The sequence below is a fragment of the Vibrio sp. TH_r3 genome (genome assembly GCF_033101115.1).
Taxonomy (GTDB): domain Bacteria; phylum Pseudomonadota; class Gammaproteobacteria; order Enterobacterales; family Vibrionaceae; genus Vibrio.
On sequence record NZ_JAWMPW010000022.1, the window covers coordinates 35223 to 53530 of the forward strand.

The window sequence follows — 18308 nt, forward strand, 5'->3', positions numbered from 1 at the left end:
TAATCGATTGTAATGCAATGTTTTTATTGATTTATTAAAAAAAAGACAAAGCGTGCATTTTGAATAAAAATGTTTAATTATCAAATAAAAAATAAACACGTTAGGGAAAAACATGAAAAACGTCATAAAAGTTATAGGCTTTAGCTGTATTCTTGCAGCGATAAATATTGCGCAAGCAAGCACCATTGAGGATGTTAAAGCGAGAGGACATGTGGAGTGTGGTGTAAGTACTGGAGGAACACCAGGTTTTGCATATCTTAACAAAGATAATTCTTGGCAAGGATTAGATATTGATACTTGTCGTATGGTTGCTACGGCAATATTCGGCGATGCAAGTAAAGTGGTCTATAATCCTTTAGAAAGTAAAGAACGATTTACAGCGTTACAATCTGGCGATATTGATCTTTTATCAAGAGTGACTACTTGGACACTCTCGCGAGATACAAAGCTAGCGTTTGACTTTGCTGCAATCAATTACTTTGATGGTCAAGGTTTCATTGTAAACTCTAAGTTAGGTGTTAAATCAGCTAAAGAACTAGATGGCGCATCTGTATGTACTCAAAGCGGTACCTCTTCCGAATTGAATATTGCTGATTTCTTCAAAGCAAATTCAATGAAATATAATCCGGTTGTTTTTGAAAAATCATCGGAAGCAAGATCGGCATTTTTCAGTGGTCGTTGCGATGTATTTAGCTCCGATGCTTCTTGGTTAGCAGCATTGCGCATTCAAGCACCAAACCCTGATGGGTTCACCGTTCTACCCGATATTATTTCAAAAGAACCTCTTGGGCCTCTCGTTAGACATGGCGATAATAAATGGAAAGATATCGTTTCTTGGGCATTCTATGCCTCTGTTGAAGCTGAAGAACTTGGTCTGACATCAAAAAATGTTGATCAAATGATGGCGACAACAACCAACCCTTCTGTTAAACGTTTTCTTGGTGTTGAAGGCAACTTAGGCGAGCTTTTAGGTGTACGACCTGATTACGCATATCAAATCATTAAAAACGTAGGTAACTACGGTGAAGTATTTGATCGTAACGTAGGTAAAGACTCAGTTCTTAAATTACCTCGAGGTTTAAATTCTTTATGGTCTGATGGCGGAATGCAGTATGCTCCACCAGCACGTTAATTTAGATTTGCTAAATCCTAAAATTATTTAACACACAAGTTTTACCGTTTTTGGTCACAACGAGGATATGAGTTGTGACCAAAACGGTTTCTCATTAATAATTGTAAGTAACTGAAAATATGAACAAGCGAATATACGGAATAATTCTTCAGATCACCATACTCGCTATTGTGGCATGTTTTATCTATTTCATATTTAAAACTACGAGTGACAACTTAACTAAATCTGGCATAGCGACGGGATTTGGTTTTCTTAATCAACCAGCTGGTTTTGATATCGGCTTCTCTTTTCTAGACTACGATTCCAGTGATACTTATTTAAAAGTATTCATTATCGGAATTCTCAATACACTGTTTGTTTCTGCTGCTTCGATCTTATTTTGCACTTTACTTGGATTCTTCTTTGGTATTGCTCAGTTATCAGATAACCCACTCACCGTGTTTATGGCGAAATTATATGTAGAAACGGTTCGAAATATTCCATTATTGCTTCATGTTGTATTCTGGTATTTTATTATTTTGAATGCTTTCCCTTCAGTATCGGAGAGTTGGAATTTATTCGAACTCTTTTTTATGAATCAGCGTGGCCTCTATCTACCTTCAGTAGAATTCAGCATGGAAACAGCCGTATCGGTTTGCTTTTTTATTTACGTATTTTTGATCACCGCTTTCAAAATTAAAGAAAAACGCCGCTATGTAAAAAAAACAGGAAAAAGAAAAATTATTTTCCCTTTTATTCTTTTAATGGCTTTCATTCCTGGTTTTATTTTATGGTACTTCGATTGGATAACTATCCAAATTCAAATTCCCGAAGCCGAGAGATTTAATATTTTCGGTGGTATTTATATTGTCCCAGAGCTTTTCGCTTTAGTGATAGGATTATCTCTTTATCATGGAGCTTTTGTTGCAGAGTATGTTCGTGCTGGCCTCCAATCTGTAGATAAAGGACAAACAGAAGCCGCGTTAGCGTTAGGTTTATCATCCTGGAGAACAATGCGAGAAATCATTGTCCCTCAAGGACTGAAAGTCATCATTCCTTCTTACATTAATAACAGCTTAAATGTATTTAAAAACTCTTCTTTAGGAGCTGCCATAGCATTTCCTGAAGTGGTCAATGTCTTTCTTGGTACCACACTTAATCAAACAGGTAATGCCGTGGAAACGGTTTTAATGGCGATGCTTTTTTACTTTGTAGTCAGTATGCTCGTATCGTTCATATTGAATATGTATAACCGCCGTGTACAAGTTATTGAGCGCTAGGAATGAAGAATATGTCTAAAATAATGAAAAACCTTTTTTCCTCACCAAGTAATATTGTCTTATCTTTACTTTGGTTATTACTGTTAATTACCGTCATCCCCCCATTTATCCAATGGGCAGTATTAGATGCAGTGTTTATTGCGGATCATGGTTCTCAATGTTCAAGAGAAGCCGCTTGTTGGGCGTTTATTTATGCTCGTTTTGACGACTTTATTTTTGGCCGTTACCCTGATGCTGAGAGGTGGCGAGTTATAATAGGGCTTTTGCTGCCAGTCACTCTATTCCTTATCTATACTTTTATTGCAGCAAAACACAAAACCAAATTCGTAATATCAGCGGTTGTACTTTGTCCTATCATTTCACTTATTTTCTTTCGTGGTGGAGTGTTCTCATTAGAAGTTGTTGATACAAGACTTTGGGGAGGGCTATTCCTAACAATTGTTATCGCGGCTAGCTCAATCACTTTTGCATTACCAATCGGTATCATTTTAGCGCTTGCACGACGCTCAAGTTATCCCGTTATTTCGATCTTATCTACTCTATTCATTGAAGTTTCACGATCAGTTCCAATGATTACAGTGCTTTTTGTCGCATCAATTATGTTTCCATTTTTTGTGCCAGAAGGAGTAGAAATAGATAAGTTACTCAGAACGGTCATCGCGGTAACTCTTTTTGCAGGTGCTTATATGGCTGAAGTTGTTCGAGGTGGATTACAAGCTATTCCTAAAGGTCAATATGAAGCGGCTTCTGCTATGGGGCTCGGATATTGGCAAACCATGGGACTGATCATTTTACCGCAAGCACTGAAAATATCGATCCCACCAATAGTGAACTTGTTTATTGGCTTTTTCAAAGACACCACTTTAGTTCTGGTTATTGGCTTATTTGATCTACTAAATATGGTAACCACAACAACTTCCGATCCTGACTGGTTCGGTTACGCAATAGAAGGATATATTTTTGTTGGATTGGTATTTTTTATTTTCTGTTTTTCAATGGGGTCATATTCTAAGAAATTAGAGAAAAAACTGAACAATAAATCTCATGCTAATAATTAAATTACAGATGTGACTTATTTACTCTAGTTGTCAACTATCTAAAGTAACTATTTGTAGAGGGGGTTATTCTATCGATAAAAAGGCCGACGTTATGGGATCACTTCATTAACGTCGGCCTTTTTATTTCATCACCTTAACGGATTAACATGTATCGATTATTTTAAGCTAGTCCATCAAGCTTTTTGACTTAATCGCTTTCTTCGCTAACTCTTTAGCAAACACTTTAATATCAGCTTCAAACTCTTGAACACTTTGGCGAATTTCATCTAATTGAACTGTTTGCATTACACGGTTTTCCATCACGACCTGACCATTAACGATAGTTGTATCAATATTGCTTGGGTTCGCCTGATAAACTAGCGTTGCATATGGATTATAACTTGGCAACATGTTGGCCGATTGTGTTTCTACAATCACAATATCTGCTTTTTTACCCACTTCCAGAGACCCGATCTCGTCTTCCATGTGCAACGCTTTTGCGCCACCTAAGGTCGCCATCTCAATAACCTGTTCAGGAATCATGATAGTGCGATCGGAATATTTCAAGCGTTGCATATTCGCCGCGTAACTTAGTGTACGCATAATGTCGACTTGGTTTGAGCTCATTGGGCCATCGGTTCCCAAACCTATTCTCATATCCGCTCTATACATATCCCATGCAGGCGCAATGCCTGTTGCACCTTTAGCGTTCGCCATTGGGTTGTATGAAATACCAGCATCCGCTTGCTTCAGTAACTTTTGGTCATTTTCTGAAAGATGAATACCGTGAGCGATGACAACTCGCTCATCCAGCACACCAATTTCATCCATAAATCCAATTGGCGACGTCGCTTTTGTTGCATCTTTTATGCGCTTTTCTTCATTTGGAAATTCCGCCACATGAATTAACACGGGCACATCGTATTGGGCGGATAGCTTATTAATTTCTTGCAGCTTATCCTTACTCACTGTATATACTGCATGTGGCGCATAAGCTGGCGTGATTAATTCATCATTTTGATATTCTTCGATAAAGCCTTTGGCATAATCAATCCCGCCATAAGGTTCTTTAGCGTCGACAACTGGGAACTTAATGACCGTTTCACCTAACACAGCACGCAAACCGACTTCTTTGGTCGCTTTGGCCATTTCATCCATGTGGTAATACATATCAGCATAAGTCGTAACACCACTTTGTGCTAATTCAATACTGCCTAGCTTAGTCGCATTATAAATCAGTTCTCGGCTTAATTTCTCTGCTTCTAATGGAAAGAAATACGCGAACAAGCGATTCGAAATTCCTTCTTCACCTAAACCGCGAAACGCTATCATTGGTAAGTGGTTATGCGCATTAACCATATTTAGTCTCATTGGATAAGCTATATGAAAATTAAACACAAACTTATTGGCCTCACTACCTTTTCCTTCCTTGCGCTTATTGTTGTTGTAACCATTACAGAAATTAGTAACCTAAAATTAATTAAGCTAGAAAAAACTCTTATTGAAGTTAAAAGTTTAGAGATATCTTTACTCGATCTTAACCGACTTGAACTTGAGTTTTTGAATGAGCACAACACGTCGACATTAGATGAATTTTCACAGGAATATGAGCACTTCCAAGACATGTTCTCTCATCTAAATAATCGTTTAGATGAACTGGATATAATTGTTAAAGAGTTACCTAAACTCAGCCGTGAAATCACTCAGTATGATAAAGCGTTCCATAACTTAGTACGTACTTTCGGTAACGACAACTCTCAAGATCATACTATCCAAGCAGAAATGAAGCGTTTATTCGAAGATATTTTCTCCATTTTCCATAAAGTTGAAGCTCAAATGGACAATGAAATTCAAAGAACACAACACGAGATTGAACGCTTCATTTTGCTCTCTCTTATCGTTGTCGGTGTCGTTCTTACCAGCCTTTCTTATTTTATAATTCGCAATATACAATCTAGTATTTCACAACTCAGTCAGGTTATGTTGAACGTATCACAAAACCATGACTTAACGATTCGAGCCAATGTAGAAGCCAATGATGAAATTGCAGATATAGGAAAACAACTCAATACAGTTTTCATCAGTCTTCAGAAGTTAATCATCCAAGTCCAGGGGAGCATTCATGAACTTGGTTCAGTATCAACTCAACTGAAAAACAGTAGTCGCGATACACAACAATCTTTAAATCAGCAACAGTTAGAAACGGATAGCGTAGCAACCGCCGTAACGGAAATGGGTGAAACAATCAGAGAAGTTGCCGCAACAACAGAAAATGCAGCGACAAATACACAAAAAAGTTACGAGATTGCTCAGTTAGGATTATCAGAAATCGAAAATACACAAAATGTCATTTCAGGATTGTCTACTGACCTACATACTGCAAGTAGTGAAGTCGATCAACTATCAACCTTATCTGAACAAATTAGTTCAGTATTAGAAGTAATCGTAGGCATCGCTGAACAAACAAACTTATTAGCACTCAATGCTGCGATAGAGGCCGCACGTGCTGGTGAACAAGGACGAGGTTTTGCTGTCGTGGCAGACGAAGTTAGAACCCTTGCTAGCCGTACTCAAAACTCAACAGAAGAAATATCAACCATTATCGATTCAGTTCAAGCACAAACCAAAACTGTGGTTTCAACAATGAAACGCTGTAGCGGAAACGGCGAAAAAAGTGTGGAATCTTCCGATTCAGCCTACAAAAAAATTCAAGAAATAATGAATGAGATGCAACATATCTTAGATAATAGCACCCAAATTTCCTCTGCTGTGGAAGAGCAAAGCCAAGTTTCCGGAGAAATCTCCAGAAACGTCAATAACATAAGAGATTTAACATCAATTAATGTGCAATCAGTGACAGACAACACCCAATCAGCGTCGGTTGTAGCGATGCAATCAGCAGAACTTGCTAGTGCAATTGGTAAATTTAAAGCATAGTAAATATAGATTAGTAAATATGTTGATTGGTACAGCTTGCTATCAATAACCTGGTAGTGTCTATGAAGTATGCGATTTATAAAAATTAATCGCTCTATTTCCTCAGCATTATTTTCTATAGTGAAAGACAAATATCATTCAATACTGCTTTAAAAACCACCTGTTACCTCTTCTATAATATTAAATTATGTCGAGGTTAAACAGTTCAGTGTATTAATGCATAACATCACTTATACACAAATTTATCATTCAAAATAAAATTACTAACAGTGCCCGCGACAATACCTGCGCAAAAAGGAATGTAGGTTAGCAGCCCGAACTGGAAAAATGGCATTAAGGCAGAAAATACGGCTAAATTAGGTACGAGCGAAATCAAAGCACCAATAAACGCTCGTATCAATTGCTGTTTTACCCTAGTTTTCTGGCGTTCTTTGAAGGTAAATGTGCGGTTACCATACCACGTAATCGCCACTGCAACGCTAAACGCGACAATACGAGCAATATATATCCCAACCTCTGCCAGCGTAAACAATAACCAAAACACCAAGCTATCAACTAAAAAGGCGCTTCCACCGACGAGTAAAAAACTAAATTGTTGGTGGCATCTTATTAACCTAAACATAGATAAAGAGACCTTTTGCTTGTTTTTTTCTGTAATGCGCATCCTTCCATTTCAATAACAGAGGCTTTCAATTGATGATTAGTCACAACCATAAAATAAGGATACTTGCCAAAATGAGTCTCGTTGTTCCACAACTGAGCTTGCCCTTTTGTATAGAAGCGCCCAGAAAACGAACGTTTATTTAAGTAATAAACCGGAATAGAATTATCGATGTTCGATAATAAAGACTTGTCACTTTTGGCTTTTAATGAAGCTGAACCAAAAATAATAAGTAAACAGACTGCAAGTGGTGCAATGCTGCTGAGCACATATTCAACACGGCCATAGTTTTTCTGTACAGAGGCAATAAACAAGGCTAAAGCAGGTACGCCAGGCAATACATACATGGGTAATATGTTGCCTGCAAAAGAGAATAAAGCCATCGGTGACACAAGCCAAAAAAGCAAAAAGGAATGCCAACGTTTGTCCGATTTATTTTTAAACGCTGCACGTCGCTTAGACGGTCTTACTAACATGTAGATAATCAATAGAGACCATGGAAACGCCGTATAGAGCCAAAATAGCCATATGGTACCTCGGACTTCATCATGAGCGCTTCCGTATAAATCGCCAGTCCAACCACTAACGGTAAAACGTGACCAATGTTCTCCAATCAAAAAATAATCTAAAAATCCAGGCGTCGTCTGCTCGGCCAATAGATACCATGGAACAGCGATAAGTGCAGATACAGCGAAACCAGAAATAAGTGGAATACGTTTCCATAGTTTTGCTATACCACTGAACAACCCTTCGTTAACAATTATCCATGGCAATACAGTGAGACCAACCAATACTATGATTATAGGACCTTTAATCAGTAACCCTAAACCAATGCCAACAAACCCTAAATAGGCAAAATAACGATTTTCATTTTCCCAAGCTTGATAAAATCCTAGCATAGATATTGTCATGGATAATGTCAGCAGTGAATCAGTCATAATTGCACCGCTTGCAATATAGAAACCTACGGTGGTAACGAGCGTCAGCATGGTTAATAGGATCGAAACCCTTTTAACTTTGGCAAAGTAGCCAACGAAAGCTAACGTCAATACACCACTTAAAAGATGCGGAAGCCTCAAAGAAAATTCGCTGATCCCTAATGCTTTTCCAGATATAGCACTCACCCAAGTTTGCATTGGTGGCTTGCCCCAAAAAGGAACATTGTAATCGAACTGGGGAGTTATCCAATTATTGGTTTCAACCATAATTCGAGCCATTTCGCCGTATCTCGCTTCAGTTGTATCCATTAATGGATACAACTGAAGCGAAAGAACTCGAATTAAAACCACAACGATAATCGCAAAAAATAGCTGATAAGATAACCGGTTAATCATTAGTTTTCTTTCCTATTGGCGATTATTGAAACTACTTTTTCACTATCTAAAGCCGACTTTTGTAATTGAGAGGCGACAATAAATCGAGGTCGATTTTTAACCTCGTTATATATTCTACCTATATAAGAGCCTATTAATCCGATTGAAAGTAACTGGAACCCACCTAATGCTAGTATGGCAACCATGATAGTTGGAAAACCTGACACCATCTCTCCAAACACTAATGTTTTGAATATGATGCCAATGCCATAAACGAAAGCAAAAATGGCAATAGCACTACCAAGATAAGTCGCGATTTGTAGTGGCTTAGTGCTAAACGAAGTGATTCCATCCATGGCTAAACCAATGAGTTTTTTTAGTGGCCATTTTGAGTCACCAGAAAAACGCTCATCTCTTTCAAAAGGTAGTAAAACATGGTTAAAACCTGGCCAAGCAAGTAGCCCTTTCATGTAAATATTTTTCTCACGCAACTGTATCAGTTCAATCACAACCTTTCGGTCTAATAAACGAAAATCACCCACATTTTCAGGGATATCACAATCTGCTAATTGATTGAGAATCTTATAAAACAATAACGCTGATGTTTTTTTAAACCACGATTCACCGTGCCTCTTACTGCGCTGCATAGCAACAACATCTGCCCCTTCTTGCCATGCTGAAATCATTGTAGGGATTAGCTCAGGAGGGTCTTGTAGGTCAGCATCTATAATTATCGTTGCATCGCCAGTCACTCTTTCAAGACCAGCACACATTGCCGCTTCTTTACCAAAATTACGACTCAGGTTAATGAGTACTATGCTGTATTCTAAATTTTTAAGGTTACCTATTTGTTCTGCGGTACTATCTTTACTTCCATCATTTACATAAATGACTTCTGTTTTAATATTTAACGTTTTTATGACTTGGTTAAGTCTTAAATGAAATTGATGTACTACTTTTTCTTCGTTGTACAGAGGGACAACGACCGACAGAGTCGGTGAGTTTCGATTAAAAAACATTCGGTTTTTCGATGGCATGATAACTTCCTCTAAAAGATAAGAAGAACAATCGCATCAAAGACTTAAGGTTTACTTAAAGTAAACTTAATGTTCAGTCATTACTGTCTATTTATTATTTAAAACCGTCAATTAAACGTAACTTTGAACGTAATAATATGACCAATAGCTGACACGGTAATATCGGCATCAATGGCTTTACAAAGTGACGCAACAATAGTGAGGCCAAGACCGAAATGTTCAGTAGAAGTTCGCGAAGAATCTTTTTGCCACATAGGCTCAAACATTCTTTCTAAATCTTCAGATAACAAAATGTCTACAAGTTGATTAGAAATAGATATGATAGCGCTTCCATCTATCTCATTAAAAGAAACGTTAACGATAGAGTCTTTAGGACTGTACTCTAATGCATTATTGATTAAATTAGTTAGAACCATTTCAACAGCAAATAAGTTATTTTCAACAGGATCTAACTCGCAACAAATGTAAGTTTTTATGTTCTCACTTGCATACCTATCACAAACAGCAGTCATTACTTGCCCATAATCAAAAATATCGTTTTTGGGTAAACCTGTATCGTTGACTTTATTGAGGAGTAAAATATTGGAGATAATATTTTTGAGACGGTATGAAATCGACAATACTTCATGTTGGTAATTTAAACGATCAAAATTATCTTTAGGAAACTTCATTGTTACTTCGGTCAAACTGATCAATTCAGTAATCGGTGTTTTTAGCTCATGAGCGATATCTGAAGTTAATCTCTTTTCTTTTCGGTACAACGCTTTATTCTTGTCAATAAAACTATTGATACTATCCATGACAGGCAGTAGTTCAGTAGACAAATCGTGATGAGATAGTTTTAAATTTGTATCGCTGATACTGATTTTTTTCAGTTCACTATTGAGCTTATTTAGAGGATTTAAACCTTTATCAACCTTACGTTTGACCACGTGAACTACAATAAATACAACAAATATGGTCGCGAATACAAATAATGCATCGAGAAAAAGTAGAATATTCTCTGTTTTTTGAATAGAAGCCGCATACGCAAGTGTCATCGTCTTTTGCTCGATACCTTTTTGCTCTAGATTGGAATAAAACTCTTTACGAAAAGAGGCGTCAACTTGTGGCTTAAAAGAGTAGTAGATAATTCGACCGTCGCGACCATCAGGTAAAACAATGTCAAAGATATTTTTTTTGTTGCCGTTCACGTCTTTAAATGGCAGGTCTTTTTGTTGAAAATAAGACAACGAATGAGAACGCTCAAAAACACGGTCTTCAATCCAAACCTGAAAATATTCAGGATTCTCGCTCCTTTCAAATTCAGGCATAAACTCTCCTGAGAACTCAAATTCCAAACCGTGTTTGTATTCTTCGACTAAAGTAACCAGAAGAGAGGCTTTATTTAATAATACTGTCTCAAATTCATTATCGACCCATCTATCAATCACAACATCAATGGTTAACATAACCAAAGCAAGAATTAGAGATAAAGATACAGAAAGACTACGGACTAGATTGGTTCTTATCGAATTCATGATTCTAAAGCGACCATATAGCCAAAACCACGTTTATTTATGATAGGTAGCGTTCCTCCCGCGGCCCTTGCTTTTTTTCTAGCGGAAGACAAATGCGCTTCTATTGCATTTTTCGATATCGTGTCATATTGACCAGCAATATGTTCACTTAATTTTTCGGGAGACATCACCACATGTTTTTGTTTAAAAATACATTCAATCAATTTGTATTCATTAGGAGTTAAGTTGATCCGCTTCTCTTTGTAAGACAGCGTGACCAAATGAGTATTTAAAACAAAGTCATTAATTTTAATAACGTTATCATTAGTTAATAACCCTCCCCGTCTGGATAACGCTAACAGGCGAGCATGCAGTTCATCAAAAGAAAATGGCTTTGCTAAATAGTCGTCAGCACCAGTCATCAGTCCTTGAACACGATCTTCAGATTCGCCTTTTGCTGAAAGAATAAGTACCTTAAGAGCATTCTTACTGCGCCGAATTGTTTTTAAGATAGTAAGCCCATCAACATTGGGTAACATCAAGTCTAAGATCATAAGATCATACTCTTGCATTAAAGCCATTGTTAATCCTTCGGAGCCATCTCCCGTATCATCCACCGTAAAACCCAGATTTTCTAAACCAATTTTTAAACTATTTCTAAGAGAAAGAGAGTCTTCAACTAACAGTAACTTCATCTGATATAGGTTCCCAACATTTTGATTACAGCATACTGCACCATAATTCTTAAGTTTTACTGAAGAAGTATGGTGCATTTGTATATTTTATGCTTGTAAATGTTCTCACTAGAATAGACTTTCTTACCAAAGCCCCCCTTTCGCAATGACACCTAGTAAGCTCGCGCAAGCGATTTTAATTTTGCTAAACACACTAAAAACTATAACGCTAAAACACTACGTATTAGATTTTTTAAGGGAAGAATGACTGAACGTCATAGTGACTATTATAGCGGTACTGCCAAAGCATCACGTAACCTGGCAGTACCATAAACAGACCAACTTGGTCTGCTTTTCAGTCTATTATAGAACCGGTTTCCAAGCTTTCTCAGGCAGCATATGGATACCACTTGTAAAATCATCACTATGTTCGAACATGTGTTTAACACCAGCGCCCATCAATGCTAAAGAAACATCAAAAGCATTCAAACTGTCACCATAGCCAGCGGTTAAATTGAACATTGCACCATTCGATAACGCATAGAAATAATGCTCGCCATCACGATATTCATAAATTTCTGGCATGATTTCTTCAACTTGGTATTGAGTTAAAGTATCGAGCCTAATCTCGTGGTTCACGTGTCCGACATTCATTAAAAACGTACCAGGTTTCAACTGCTTTAACATCGCTTCATTCAATACCCCAGATACTCCGGTTGCAGTGACAATAACATCAGCTTGATCAATCACTTCACTCAGTGTTGCAGTATGCCATCCGTCATAGGCGGCTAAAAGAGAGCGAGATGGATCATTTTCTGCCACAATTACCTGTCCACCAAAAGATTTTGCCGACGCAGCACACCCTTGGCCAACTAGGCCATAACCTATTACTACGACTTTTTTCTCGTGAAGTGACAAATGAGTACGTTCCATAAAGGCTTGCCATGCGCTCAATCCAACCATATGGCGATTATGTAACCCCTCTTTTGCATCAAGATCATCCCAGTTAAACACAGGGTGTTCTAATTGCAGTTTGTTTAGTGCTGATACTCCTGACCCCGTTCCTTCTAAGCTAGCCAGGACACCGTTATATTGTGAATTACCGTGATAAATAGCACCGAGTTGAGCACCAAATTCACATAAGTGCGTTGGTTGCCATTCCAGAGCCATATGCAAAGAAGCTTGCCAGTCTTTTTCACTCATGTTTTTCCAAGCGCTAGCCTCTGCTCCTATCGAAACGAGATACTCTACAACTTCATCTCGAACGGTAGTTGGGTTGCAGGTTGTGATAAATAGTTGACCACCCTGCTTTAAATATCCTTCATAAAACGACACCATTTTGATATCCAAGTGCGTACTGACGGCTAACTTTTTGTTTGCACAATTTTGCAGCTGTGAGACGACATTTGCAGTGCGTAGCATATGACGTTGGTTCCATGCCAAATCTTGATTAAAATTCATGTTTAGTCCTAATAGTGTTAACGCCCTTTGTAAGTATCTGCGTTAATTGGTATAAAAGAAAGATCTGCGTCTATCTTAATGTATGAATTATTTTTTAATAACAAATTGATTATACGATGTTTTTAGGGACGCTACTAACGCTATCCTAAGCTATAGAAAGCGATATAAAATCGAGTCCTGTTTTCTTATCATTACATTGAGATCAGTTACCTTGATATACACTCAATATCGCGACTTTTGGCTTTATCAATACATTCAGTTGATCGTATAAATGAATACAAGACATCAAATAACGGCTATCTAGAGGAACTAAAATTGGAATATATCTTGTCCGTGGTACTATTTGCCATTTCTTGCTCGGTAACTCCGGGTCCGAACAATATAATGGTCATGACATCCGGACTTAATTTTGGTGTTCGTAAAAGTTTACCTTTACTAGCAGGTATTTGTGTCGGCTTTACTATCATGTTGTTATTAGTAGGATTCGGATTTGGTCATCTATTTAATGTATTTCCTAAACTCAGCTTACTCATAAAAATAACCGGTACCGCCTATTTACTGTATTTAGCTTTACTTATTGCAACAAGTCGCAATATTGACCAAGAGAGCCAACGAATCAAACCTCTAGGTTTCTTGAAAGGTGCTTTATTTCAGTGGGTAAATGCTAAAGCTTGGGTGGTTGCTATTGGCGCTATTACCGCATTTACCACCGTTGGGGAACACTATGTGTTTCAAAATATAACAATTGCGATTACCTTTTTTGTCATTTCATTTCCATGCGTAGGTATTTGGTTAATGTTTGGCTCATTGCTTCGCCACTACCTCCAAAATGATCTATATTTACGTTGGTTTAATCTCTCAATGTCGTTGTTATTAGTTGTATCTGTCCTACCTGTAATTAGCGATATTTGGCAGCAGTTTATACATTGATTCACCTGTTCTTAATAACTAAAAAAGGTACGGTAACCACTTGTTAATCAGAATATAGATTAATGTTTCGCGCCATTGACATAACAGTGGCTTCAGTTGATTATTTTCTATTCAACCGGAAGATATCGCCGATATCATCTTTTGAATTGATAACCAAGTTACATCAACCTTAACAAGCATTGAAATTATGCCGACCAGCTAGGCTTGAGATAGCATTACGGTTGTGAAGCAACCTTCTCTTTCTTAAATGAAAGAAACCATAATACGTTGAATAAAATGGAGCTGATTAGTGAGTGTTAACACACCTGAAGGTTTAAAAAACGCAAAAGTTTTTGCCAATCAAGAGAGCGTCGTGGCAGGGAAAGAATGTTTTTGGCTGAATTCAGAAAAAATATCGTTTGAAGAAGCGCGCCAGTTAATCGATTTAACCGCAGCAGAAGAAATAGATGCCGCACAAAGGCTCGATCGCTTTGCGCCTTATATTGCAACTGTTTTTCCTGAAACTAAAGCTGCTCACGGTAGGATTGAATCCGCTATCGTTGATGCTCCTGATATGCAAGCAGCCATCGAGTCGTTGTTCGGTTTCCCAGCGGTTGGCCGTTTAATGATAAAATTAGATTGTGATTTGCCTATCTCCGGTTCTATTAAAGCTCGTGGCGGTATTTATGAAGTGTTAAAGCACGCTGAAACACTGGCTATAGAGAACGGCTTATTGTCTGATGACGACGATTATTCCATATTTGCCTCAGAGAAATATCGTCAATTTTTCCGTCACTATTCTCTGGTTGTGGGGTCGACTGGCAACTTGGGAATGAGTATTGGGATCATGGGCGCGTGCTTGGGTTTTAATGTTTCCGTCCATATGTCGGCGGATGCACGTCAATGGAAAAAAGATCTGCTACGTTCAAAAGGCGTTACTGTAATAGAGCATTCAGATGACTACGGTTGTGCCGTTATTGAGGGCCGTAATGAAGCCTCGAACAACCCAAACTGCCACTTCGTTGACGACGAAGACTCTATTGATCTGTTTTTAGGTTATTCCGTTGCAGCTCGTCGTTTGAAACAGCAACTCGCTGAACAAAATGTGCAAATTGATTCTGACCATCCACTGTTTGTTTATCTTCCTTGTGGCGTTGGCGGAGGGCCTGGCGGTGTGTCATTTGGGTTAAAACTGGTTTTTGGCGATGCTGTTCGTTGTATCTTTGTTGAACCAACACAAGCACCAGCGGTGCTGATTGGACTCGGCTCTGGAATGGATGAACATGTCAGTGCAAAAGATTATGGTTTAGAGGGCAAAACCCTCGCCGATGGCCTTGCAGTTAGTCGGCCGTCTGGTCTTGTTTGTAGGTTAATGCGACCACTTATTGATGGTGTGGTTACAGTCGATGATGCAAGGCTTCATCCTTATCTTACTCTCGCTTGGGATACTGAAAACATTAAGTTAGAACCTTCTGCCACCGCTGGTTTTTTTGGTTATTGTAAAACGACGCAGTCTTCCGACTATTTAACAAGTGAAAAGCTTGCCAAAGTAATGAAAAATTCGACTCATATCGTATGGGCTACGGGAGGAAGCATGGTGCCAAAGCAAGAATGGGAGCGTTATTATGATAATGGCAAAAAACATCTACCGGTTAACCGTTAAACTAAAATATCAAAGCACTTTGGGTAAACCCTAGTTTTGAATTTTAATTTTACTGTTCTATTACTATTTTAGCTAAGTACGTACTTCTGTGGATTTATCGGAGCTTACACATCGATTATTGCTATATTCGCTGTTGGCATCAATTCATTGTGCAATAATCTCTTGGTGAATAATATGAATACGATGCGGTTTATCTGTCACGAGTAACCAAGGTTGAACACCGTAATTACTCGTGACCTATGTTTTAGAATACGTTTTGCCACATGTCCATATCAATCTCTCGATCCAAACGTAAGTACTGTTATTAACTTGCTAATACACAAATACTATCCTTTGGAAAATGCAGTTTGATTATATCTCCAGTATTGAAAGCGGCCTCCTTGTCAGCGTTTACCACAATCTCTCCCAAATCCGTCGCGACCTCATATTGATAGTCTTCACCTAAATACGTTCGCACTGTTACGGCCCCTTCGAAGAAAGATCCGCTCCCCTGACCTATTGCAATATTTTGAGGTCTGATAGCAATTTTCTTGGCATTTTGAACATCTTCGGCCTCTATCTCTTGGCCATTGCTCAGTTTATATACGCCATCACCAACTTTAGTGACATCGAAAAGATTCTTAAAGCCGACAAAATCTGCAACGAAAATAGACTTGGGATTACTGTAAATATTTTCTGGTGAATCGTACTGCTCTATCTTGCCATTATTCATAATGGCAACTTTATCTGAGATAGAAAAACATTCTTCCTGATCATGGGTAATCAGGATGGTTGTTATTTTGAACTTCTGCTGCATTCTTTTGATTTGAGATCTCATCTCAATTCGCAACTTAGCATCCAAATTAGAAAGCGGTTCATCTAATAGCAACAAGTTAGGAGAAATAACCAATGCTCTAGCAAGAGCCACCCTTTGCCTTTGTCCACCACTCAATTTTTCAGGCTTTCGATCCTTTAATGACAGTAATTCTACTGTCTCAAGGATATCAAGAACCATTTTCTTCGCTTCATCTTTCGGAACTTTCCTTAATCTTAGCCCATAAGATACGTTTTCAAATACTGTCATATTTGGAAACAAAGCGTAAGATTGAAAAACTATACCGAAATTTCTCTTGTTTACAGGTACTTTGGAGTAATCTTCATTATCAATAAGAATCTCTCCACCAGCCGCCTCTAAAAATCCAGCAACAGCTTTTAGGGTAGTCGTTTTACCACAACCAGAAGGGCCTAAAATAGAAACTAATTTTCCATCTTCTATTTCAAGGTTATAGTCTTCCAATATATTAACTTTACCGTCGTAAGATACCTTTAAATCATTAAGTACCAATCTTGCCATTACTTTTCTACCTTCCGTAGTTATTTAGACCCAAAGTCTTTTCAATTAGGTATGTTATTCCAATTGTTATGATCAGTAGGATCACTGACACTGCTGCAACAGTGGGATCACCATATTTTTCAACATCTTGCATCATAATAATAGGGAGTGGTGTCGAGCCTCTTCCATACAAGAAAATGGATATAGGGATATCGTTAAATGATGTAATAAAAGACAGGACTGATGCCGATATTATGGCCGGAGTAATACTTGGCACTAATATATGCAGAATAAAATCTTTCTTTGTTGCACCCAAGCTCTCAGCTGCATCTTCGATAGTAAAATCAAACTTGTCAAAGGCACCACCAATAACCCTAATGGTATAAGGAAACAAGACTATAATGTGAGCCGACATCAGAACCAGTAATTTAGGTAGCTTGATATCAAACTCTTTCGCAATAAAAACCCAACCTAAAAAGAGGGAATAACTCAGCACAATACCTGGTATGAGTACTGGAGAGAAAAAAACATTTTTTATCGACTTGGTAAATCGGTCCTTAAATTTTGCTAATCCATAAGCGACAGGCACACCAAAACATAATGAAATGATTGTTGCTACAATCCCAACTTGGAAACTAATGGCAAAGCCCGATATATAACTGCTATTGAAGGCATTTTCATACCACTTTAATGAAAAGCCTTCGATAGGATATGTCAGTATATCTTCACTATTGAAGGACGCGACAACCGTGATAAACAAAGGAAAAAGCAGATAAAAGAATACAAGGCAGACAAACGCTGTGAGTAGTTTACTTTTCTTCATTTTTGCCTCCAACCAAACTCGCTGATTTATTAACCAAGGTTATAACCACAACGGTTAAAGCAAACAGAAAAATAGAAATTGAAGACACCAATTCCCAACGACCAAGAGTTGTTCCATACTGTTGAACCAAAGTAGCAAGAACCACTGTTCTTGTTCCGCCGAGTATATTAGGGGTTGTATATGCAGTCAGAGTTGCAGTGAACACCAATACAATACCGACAATAATGCCAGCGACGGAATTTGGAATAATCACATTAAAAAAGGTCTGAAGCCTAGATGCTCCTAGACTTATTGAAGCATCTTCTATCTCTTCTGAGATGTTATCCATCACACCTATCAGAGAGACAATCATGAGCGGAAGAAATATATAAGTCGAACCAATAATAACGGCGAGCTTTGAGTACATAAAACTAATAGGTTCACTTATAAAGCCTAAGTCATGTATCAGCCTACTTAAAATGCCATCGTATCCGAGAATAATCATCCATGAAATACTTCTTACAACCGCATTGGTTAAAAGAGGAAAAAGCGTTAAAAGAAGCAGAATGTTTTTTAACCTACCCTGTGTCCTAGAAATGAAATATGCCGTTG

15 protein-coding genes and 1 pseudogene are annotated in these 18308 nt (G+C 38.0%); 6 read left to right on the forward strand and 10 right to left on the reverse strand.

All coding sequences use genetic code 11. The features are described 5' to 3' along the window. Positions 1 to 112 precede the first annotated feature (112 nt). The 3 genes from R3X26_RS15355 to R3X26_RS15365 all read left to right on the forward strand — a co-directional run bounded on the left by R3X26_RS15355 (position 113) and on the right by R3X26_RS15365 (position 3449). Positions 113 to 1132 carry an amino acid ABC transporter substrate-binding protein gene (locus R3X26_RS15355; RefSeq protein ID WP_317718205.1) on the forward strand — a complete coding sequence of 340 codons (1020 nt, stop codon included), beginning with the start codon at positions 113 to 115 and terminating at the stop codon, positions 1130 to 1132. 119 nt (positions 1133 to 1251) lie between these two features. Next, entirely contained in the window at positions 1252 to 2391 is a 1140-nt protein-coding gene (locus R3X26_RS15360) for an ABC transporter permease subunit (protein ID WP_317718206.1), read from the forward strand. 11 nt (positions 2392 to 2402) lie between these two features. Beyond that, positions 2403 to 3449: an amino acid ABC transporter permease gene (locus tag R3X26_RS15365; protein WP_317718207.1), complete on the forward strand. Its 1047-nt coding sequence runs from the start codon at positions 2403 to 2405 to the stop codon at positions 3447 to 3449. Between the two features lie 165 nt (positions 3450 to 3614). Here R3X26_RS15365 and R3X26_RS15370 read toward each other — a convergent pair. Continuing rightward, positions 3615 to 4787, reverse strand: a pseudogene (locus R3X26_RS15370) (amidohydrolase); the annotation flags it as partial. 24 nt (positions 4788 to 4811) lie between these two features. On the opposite strand from R3X26_RS15370, the gene R3X26_RS15375 reads away from it, so the two are divergent. Continuing rightward, positions 4812 to 6365, forward strand: coding sequence for a methyl-accepting chemotaxis protein (locus R3X26_RS15375; protein WP_317718208.1), 1554 nt, complete (start codon positions 4812 to 4814; stop codon positions 6363 to 6365). A 226-nt stretch (positions 6366 to 6591) separates the two neighbouring features. Here the strand turns inward: R3X26_RS15375 and R3X26_RS15380 are convergent, their stop codons facing one another. The 6 genes from R3X26_RS15380 to R3X26_RS15405 form a co-directional block, all read right to left on the reverse strand. Next, positions 6592 to 6987, reverse strand: a complete 396-nt coding sequence (locus R3X26_RS15380; RefSeq protein WP_317718209.1) for a GtrA family protein — start codon at positions 6985 to 6987, stop codon at positions 6592 to 6594. Beyond that, complete coding sequence (locus R3X26_RS15385; RefSeq protein ID WP_317718210.1) at positions 6975 to 8360, reverse strand: glycosyltransferase family 39 protein; 1386 nt, start codon at positions 8358 to 8360, stop codon at positions 6975 to 6977. The genes R3X26_RS15380 and R3X26_RS15385 overlap by 13 nt, the downstream gene beginning before the upstream one ends. After that, entirely contained in the window at positions 8360 to 9376 is a 1017-nt protein-coding gene (locus tag R3X26_RS15390) for a glycosyltransferase family 2 protein (protein WP_317718211.1), read from the reverse strand. The genes R3X26_RS15385 and R3X26_RS15390 overlap by 1 nt, the downstream gene beginning before the upstream one ends. A 107-nt stretch (positions 9377 to 9483) precedes the next feature. Beyond that, positions 9484 to 10896 (reverse strand): ATP-binding protein, encoded by a 1413-nt coding sequence (locus tag R3X26_RS15395; RefSeq protein ID WP_317718212.1) that lies wholly within the window; start codon positions 10894 to 10896, stop codon positions 9484 to 9486. Next, a complete protein-coding gene (locus tag R3X26_RS15400; RefSeq protein ID WP_317718213.1) occupies positions 10893 to 11570 on the reverse strand; it encodes a response regulator transcription factor in 678 nt (225 codons plus the stop codon). The genes R3X26_RS15395 and R3X26_RS15400 overlap by 4 nt, the downstream gene beginning before the upstream one ends. A gap of 342 nt (positions 11571 to 11912) precedes the next feature. Then, positions 11913 to 13010, reverse strand: a complete 1098-nt coding sequence (locus R3X26_RS15405; protein ID WP_317718214.1) for an NAD(P)-dependent oxidoreductase — start codon at positions 13008 to 13010, stop codon at positions 11913 to 11915. Between the two features lie 315 nt (positions 13011 to 13325). Between R3X26_RS15405 and R3X26_RS15410 the strand changes: the two genes are divergently transcribed. Both R3X26_RS15410 and R3X26_RS15415 read left to right on the forward strand, forming a co-directional pair. Beyond that, positions 13326 to 13940 carry a LysE family translocator gene (locus R3X26_RS15410; RefSeq protein ID WP_317718215.1) on the forward strand — a complete coding sequence of 205 codons (615 nt, stop codon included), beginning with the start codon at positions 13326 to 13328 and terminating at the stop codon, positions 13938 to 13940. 289 nt (positions 13941 to 14229) lie between these two features. Then, positions 14230 to 15582 carry a D-serine ammonia-lyase gene (locus tag R3X26_RS15415; protein ID WP_317718216.1) on the forward strand — a complete coding sequence of 451 codons (1353 nt, stop codon included), beginning with the start codon at positions 14230 to 14232 and terminating at the stop codon, positions 15580 to 15582. A gap of 304 nt (positions 15583 to 15886) precedes the next feature. Here the strand turns inward: R3X26_RS15415 and R3X26_RS15420 are convergent, their stop codons facing one another. The 3 genes from R3X26_RS15420 to R3X26_RS15430 all read right to left on the reverse strand — a co-directional run. Continuing rightward, complete coding sequence (locus tag R3X26_RS15420) at positions 15887 to 16915, reverse strand: ABC transporter ATP-binding protein (protein WP_317718217.1); 1029 nt, start codon at positions 16913 to 16915, stop codon at positions 15887 to 15889. Between the two features lie 7 nt (positions 16916 to 16922). Next, the gene (locus R3X26_RS15425; RefSeq protein WP_317718218.1) at positions 16923 to 17717 is read right to left on the reverse strand and encodes an ABC transporter permease; all 795 of its coding nucleotides are present in this window, start codon (positions 17715 to 17717) and stop codon (positions 16923 to 16925) included. Then, positions 17704 to 18308: ABC transporter permease (locus R3X26_RS15430; protein WP_317718219.1), on the reverse strand; the 605-nt coding region annotated here is incomplete at its 5' end. The genes R3X26_RS15425 and R3X26_RS15430, both read right to left, overlap by 14 nt.